This window comes from Deinococcus sedimenti, assembly GCF_014648135.1.
GTDB classification, from domain to species: domain Bacteria; phylum Deinococcota; class Deinococci; order Deinococcales; family Deinococcaceae; genus Deinococcus; species Deinococcus sedimenti.
On record NZ_BMQN01000041.1, the window covers coordinates 1 to 5810 of the forward strand.

The following is a 5810-nucleotide window of genomic DNA, read 5'->3' on the forward strand; positions in this document are numbered from 1 at the left end:
GTCGCTTGATTCCCAAGCGACCTGTTGAGCTTCTTCGGCTCCGCCGAGGTTAAGTTGCCAGAACCCTCATGGCCTAGATTGAATTCAGTCAACCTCCAGCTGGAGGAGCTCTCTGAGGCCATTACGGAACTCCAAATGCTGAACCAGTCAGCAACCATGCAGGCGTGAACACGCAAATGACCCATGACACGCTCGACCAACCATCGTTCACCTGCTGTTTACCACGTCTCAAGCGCGACTTTATGTTTCTGCGCACCTCAAGTACCCTTTAGTTTCCTCCTAAACATCACAGCGCTGTCGCGGACACAATTCGGAGCGTTCGGGTGGCCCAACCACCCCATCACACCAAGGAGCTGACCATGGCCAGACTGATGCCTGTATCCGAACTGATCCGCGACCGCCAATACGACCTGGGCGACACCTATGACATCGTGGGGCGTCACGCTTACGCCCAGAACGGCGAAAAGGTCGGCACCATCCGTGAGATCCTCACCGACGACAATGGCCGCATTCGGTACTTCGTGGTCGAGGTGGGCAGCTGGTTCTCCGCCAAGGAAGTCATGGTGCCCGTCGGCTCGGCCCGCGTTGAAGACGATGGCGTGTATTTTGATCATCTGACCCGCGACCAGGTCAAGGACATGTCCAGCTACGTGGCGGGGCAGGACTACCCGTACGACCAGGAAGTGGAGAACATCCGCGTGCTCTACGGCAAAGACTACGCCGGTCAGCAGACCGAGCAGGGGACACTGAACTACCGCGAGGATGACCGGGCATTCGCGACCCCGCAGCGCCTGCAACTGCTCGAAGAGCGGCTGCGCGTGAACAAGGACCGCTACGTGGCCGGCCAAGTCGAGATTGGTAAACACGTGGAAACCCGTACCGAGAACGTCACTGTCGGGCTGGAGCGCGAGGAAATCGTCATCGAGCGCCGCCCGGTGAGTGAGGCGCGGCCGGTGGAAGGCGCTGTAACGCTGGGCGCGGGCAGTGAAACGGTGCGCGTTGAGCTCGAAGCCGAGCGGGCCGATGTGAGCAAGCAGGCGTTCGTCACTGAGGAGGTCGAGGTGGGCAAGCGCACCGTGACCGAGCAGCAGACCGTGACCGAAACGGTGGGCCGCGAAGTGCTCGATGTGAAGCAAACGGGCGAAGTGAATGTCCAGGGTGGCGACGCGGCCTTGCGCACGGATGACCGCAGCCTGGGCGACCGCGTTGCGGACGCGGTCGATCCACTCGACGGGAAGATCGACCGCCGCTGAGGCGCTGGGGGGCCGTAGGCCCCCCTTGCTCTTATGGACCACGAATCAGACGTGAAGAGGGTGCCTGTAGGCACCCTTGAGTTGCGAGAGGAACGTGCGACCGTCGAAAGGCAGCGGGTCGCAGCGGGGCAGGTGGTGATCCGCCGGGAACGCCGGACCCGCGTGCAGACTATCGAGGTGGACCTGACGGACGAGGTGCTGGTCATCGAGACCTCCGCTGGTCAGGGACAGGTGTTCCTGGGTGGTAGGCTGCTGGAGCCCGGGACGGTGCAGGAGGTCCTGCTGTCCCAGGAGCAGGTGCAGGTGGTCAAGCAGGTATACGCCGTTCAGGACGTATACATCGCCAAGGAAACGCGGACGGTGCAGCACACGGTGCCCGTCGAACTGGCGTATGAGGAACTCGTAGTCGAGCAGCAGGACGTTGACGGCCATCTGGTCGTCCTAGATTCGCCGGAAGACCACAGGGAAACCTGAACCTGGAGCTTGAGGGGCCGAACAGAGCCCTCAGCGAAGTCAGGCCCGCGTGCCCTTTAGACTCAGCCCTATCGCCGGGGTGAGGCACAACGGAGGACGGGCTCAGAGGCTCGTCCTCTGAACTGGATAGAGTTTGGTGGAGGGTAAATTCAGTGTGATCCACACTGGAGGACAGAATGTCCGTACCCAAGCAGCAATTCACCACTGAGTTCAAACAAGAAGCCGTCCGGCTGGTCCGCACGACCGGAAAGAGTTGCGCCCAGATTGCCCGTGACCGATTGCCCGTGACCTTGGCGTTCCCCCTCACTACGTCGTCCGGTGGAAGCAGCAGGACACCCAGACGGCCGCCGGCCGCCCAGCCTTAACCGGGCGGGGAATCCCCGCCCTTTCAGGGGTCACGACACGAATTCGATTGCCCTGTACGCTAAGGTTGCGATTTCCTATTGCAAAAGCTTGAAGATGCGCGTGGAACGACAGACAGGCTAAATTTCAGGTGCCCGCGTACATTGCGATTTCCTGTTGCCATAACCCGGCGTTATGCAATACCAATTCGCAATACCTGCGTGCTGTACGCACCGAACCCCAACGAATGGTGCAGAAACGACCGGACTCTGCTGGCGAATTCGGCAGTTCAGGCGCACACTGAAGAATGTTGCGCCCTATGGAAGTGCCAGAAGTGCCCGCTGAGACAGCACGCATTGCTCATGCTGCCTTTCCAAAAGGCGCGCTGTTCATTCGCCTCCGCGATGAACTGGGTCCGCTGCTCCTCGACCAGGATTTTACTCAGGTCTACTCGGGTCGGGGGCGGCCCGCAGTGGCTCCCTGGCGACTGGCCCTGATCACCATCATGCAGTTCGTCGAGAACCTCAGCGACCGCCAGGCTGCCGATGCTGTCCGGGGGCACCTGGCCTGGAAGTATGCCTTGTCACTGGAGCTGGATCACCCCGGCTTCGACGCCAGTGTGCTGACCGAGTTTCGCCAGCGGCTGCTGGCACAGGATAATCCCCTGCTGATGCTGGACCGGCTGCTGGCGCGCTGCCAGGAGTTGGGCGTGCTGCGTCCACACGGCAAGCTGCGAACAGACTCCACTCACGTAATGGCAGCCATTCGCGTGATGAACCGACTGGAACTGATCGTCGAGACGATGCGGGCGCTCCTGAATGCTCTAGCGACTGCTGCGCCCGCCTGGGTGCAGCAGATTGCTCCTGAAACATGGTACGACCGTTACGCCCACCGGGCCGAGACCTACCGACTCCCGAAGAGTGAAGCGGCCAAGCAGGCCTTCGCGGATACCATCGGCCAGGACGGCCATGATCTCTTGATCCTGCTGCTTGGTGACGATGTTCCGGAAGCTGCACGGCAGCTTCCGGAGACAGAAGCGTTACGTCGCTGCTGGAAGCGCCAGTTCATCTCGAAGCAGGGAAAGCAGCACTTCTGTACGCGCGAAGAGCTCCCGAAAGGAGACATGCTCGAGTCGCCCTACGACATGGATGCGCGCTATAGCACCAAACGGGGCCGGGAGTGGACGGGCTACAAAGTCCATCTCAGCGAAACGTGTGACGACGACCTGCCCCATCTGATCACCCACGTGGTCACCACCCAGGCCCATGAGCAGGATGCTCCGATCGGCAAGCAGATTCAGGAACAGCTCTACGAGAAGGGCCTGAGTCCGCAACAGCATTGGGTTGATGCCGGGTACAACGGCGCGGAACTCATCGTGTCCGCGCGAGAGCAGCATGGAACCGAGATCATCGGTCCCGTGCGACCCAACACCTCCTGGACGCAGAAAGTTGAAGGCGCCTTTGATTTGAGAGCGTTTGATGTCCGCTGGGCGCAGCGCGAGGTCGTCTGCCCACAAGGACATGCCAGTCAGCAGTGGAAGCCGACGACCCGAAAAACCGGCCAGTCGATCATCATCGTCACGTTTCCGGAGGAAACGTGTCGGGCTTGTCCTGTGCGGTCATCTTGTGTCCGCTCAGAGACGCGGCCCAAGTCGCTGACCTTTCAGCCGCAGGCTCAGCAGGAAGCGCTGCACGCTGCGCGGGACGCCATGAACAGCGAGGAGGCAAAAGTGCGATACCAGCGACGAGCAGGGATCGAAGCGACCATCTCTCAGGGGGTACGGGCCTTTGGACTCCGCCGCAGTCGCTACATCGGTATCGAGAAGACGCATCTTCAGCATGTGTTGACGGCTCTGGCAGTCAACGTCGTCCGCTTGGTGGCTTGGTGGGACGGTGAGCGTCCCGGTGGAACCAGAGTGTCCCGCTTTGCACAGCTCCGTGCCGCCTGACCTGCCGAATTCGCCAGCAGAGTCCGACCGTTTTCGCAACCTTAGCGTACAGCCAGGGCCGATCCGTGTCGTGACCCCTGTAATGCGAATCATGCCGTCGGGCCGCGGTGACCAGACGGCCACAGCCGGTCAGGTGCAGGCGCACTCCAGTGCGCCTGCACCTAGCGGTAGAGGGACCGTCAGGTGGCGCAAGATGTGAAGACCTGTCCTACAGGCTGATTGGCGGACGTTCTGTCCCTACCTGCAGGAACCGGACACGTCGCCTATCAGCCTTCAGGCCTGAGCGGGCGAGGTAGCCCGAGCTAACCTCCGCACCAGGGTGACGAGCCGATCGGCGTCGTCCTCCTGAAAGACGCCATCAATGCCCTGCGGATGGGCATTCGTGAACGGAGGTTCGTAAAGCGCGGAGACCGGAACGCTGCCCTTCCGGGTGAGCATTTCGACGAGGTTCTCAACGAAGCGGATCTGCTTGGCGTTGAACACCTGCGTGTCGAGATAGTGGGCGAACGCCTGCCGGGCCGCTTGCCGGTCAAGGCCCACGAGGCTGCGGATAAAGGTCGCGAGGTTGTCCTGCTGACCGTACACTTCCTCGAACACCTCACGTGACTCGATTTCGCTGGCTTCGAAAAGCAGCACTTCCAAAGCCTCGAGGTCCGCTGCGGTGAGGGATTCGGCGCACCGAACCTTACGGATGACCGGGTGTGCCTGCTGCCCGTGCAGGAACGCCTCCACCTTCTTGCGGTACTGCGCCTCATTGACCTGACCGGCCAGATCGGGGAACACCGTGAGGCCACTGCCGACAATTTCATCCTGGAAGTCGGTGTAGATCACAGTCCGGTCGTTCCGGTCGAGCAGGGCCACCAGGCCACGCATCCGCTCACGCACGTCTTCCAGGGCGGAGGGTGTCAGGCCAGCCCAGGTCGCCCCCTGTTGAAGTTGGTTCAGCAATCCGGCCAGGGCCGCTACGTCGGGGATGCTGGTCTTCGGGGCGAGCCCCTGCGCGATGGTCTGCACGCGGCGCTGGAGCCGGGCCGCGTCGTGACTTCCCGTGAGTCGCGCAAGATGCAGCTTCGCAACCACCTCGTCGAACCGGCGGGCACCTTCGTCTCCCGTCTGCACGCTGGAAGGCAGTCCACTCACGTGGCGGACCAGATCGACGTGATCGACTTCTGTCAGGGCGTCCCACCGCGCCCGGTCGAGGTACGGCTCCACCAGATCGCGGACCGGCCGCACCATGAAGCTCTCCAGCGGGATGCCTGTCACGCGCGCGTGGAGGGCGTCCGCCGTCTTCGTGTAGAGTTGCCGGGCCTCCTCGTCCGAAGCTCTCAGCGGGGCGAGGGCGCGCAGCAGCTCCAAGTGCACCTTGAACGTCCGCTGGAGCACGGGCTCGGCCACCTTGCTCTCCACTCCGTCGGGATTCAGGGAGAAGAACTGGAGGTTGCCGCAGTAATCGAGCACGGTGAAGTGCGTCTTGTGCTGCCCGGGACCGAACAGGTCCGGGCGCAGGCGCGTGCCGCGCCCCACCATCTGCATGAATTTCGTCTTGGAGCGCACCACTTTGAACAGCACGAGGTTCACCACCTCGGGCACATCGATGCCGGTGTCGAGCATGTCCACACTCACAGCGATGGTGGGCTGCCCGGACGGCTTGGAGAAGTCATCGATCAGTGTTCCCGCGTAGCGGTCGTAGTTGTCAATCACGCGCGCGAAGTTGTGCAGGTGGGGAAAGTGATCTGTCAAGGGTTTGGTGGAGCGTCAGTTCGGGATGGGGGCCTGCTCCTCGAAAGCCGTCG

General features: G+C 62.0%; 4 protein-coding genes. 3 read left to right on the top strand and 1 reads right to left on the bottom strand.

All coding sequences use genetic code 11. The features are described 5' to 3' along the window. Window positions 1-359: 359 nt before the first annotated feature. From IEY69_RS21275 to IEY69_RS21285, 3 genes are all read left to right on the top strand, one after another. The gene (locus tag IEY69_RS21275) at window positions 360-1253 is read left to right on the top strand and encodes a PRC and DUF2382 domain-containing protein (RefSeq protein WP_188847045.1); all 894 of its coding nucleotides are present in this window, start codon (window positions 360-362) and stop codon (window positions 1251-1253) included. A gap of 33 nt (window positions 1254-1286) precedes the next feature. Beyond that, window positions 1287-1727, top strand: coding sequence for a DUF2382 domain-containing protein (locus IEY69_RS21280; protein ID WP_268243887.1), 441 nt, complete (start codon window positions 1287-1289; stop codon window positions 1725-1727). 649 nt (window positions 1728-2376) lie between these two features. Continuing rightward, window positions 2377-4017, top strand: a complete 1641-nt coding sequence (locus tag IEY69_RS21285) for an IS1182 family transposase (protein WP_189075081.1) — start codon at window positions 2377-2379, stop codon at window positions 4015-4017. 273 nt (window positions 4018-4290) lie between these two features. Here the strand turns inward: IEY69_RS21285 and IEY69_RS21290 are convergent, their stop codons facing one another. Beyond that, window positions 4291-5718, bottom strand: a complete 1428-nt coding sequence (locus IEY69_RS21290) for a type I restriction-modification enzyme R subunit C-terminal domain-containing protein (protein WP_189075082.1) — start codon at window positions 5716-5718, stop codon at window positions 4291-4293. Window positions 5719-5810: the final 92 nt, after the last annotated feature.

Coding starts and splice junctions, on each gene's coding strand:
- IEY69_RS21275 (WP_188847045.1), top strand. CDS start 360: ATGGCCAGACTGATGCCTGTATCCGAACTGATCCGCGACCGCCAATAC.
- IEY69_RS21280 (WP_268243887.1), top strand. CDS start 1,287: ATGGACCACGAATCAGACGTGAAGAGGGTGCCTGTAGGCACCCTTGAG.
- IEY69_RS21285 (WP_189075081.1), top strand. CDS start 2,377: ATGTTGCGCCCTATGGAAGTGCCAGAAGTGCCCGCTGAGACAGCACGC.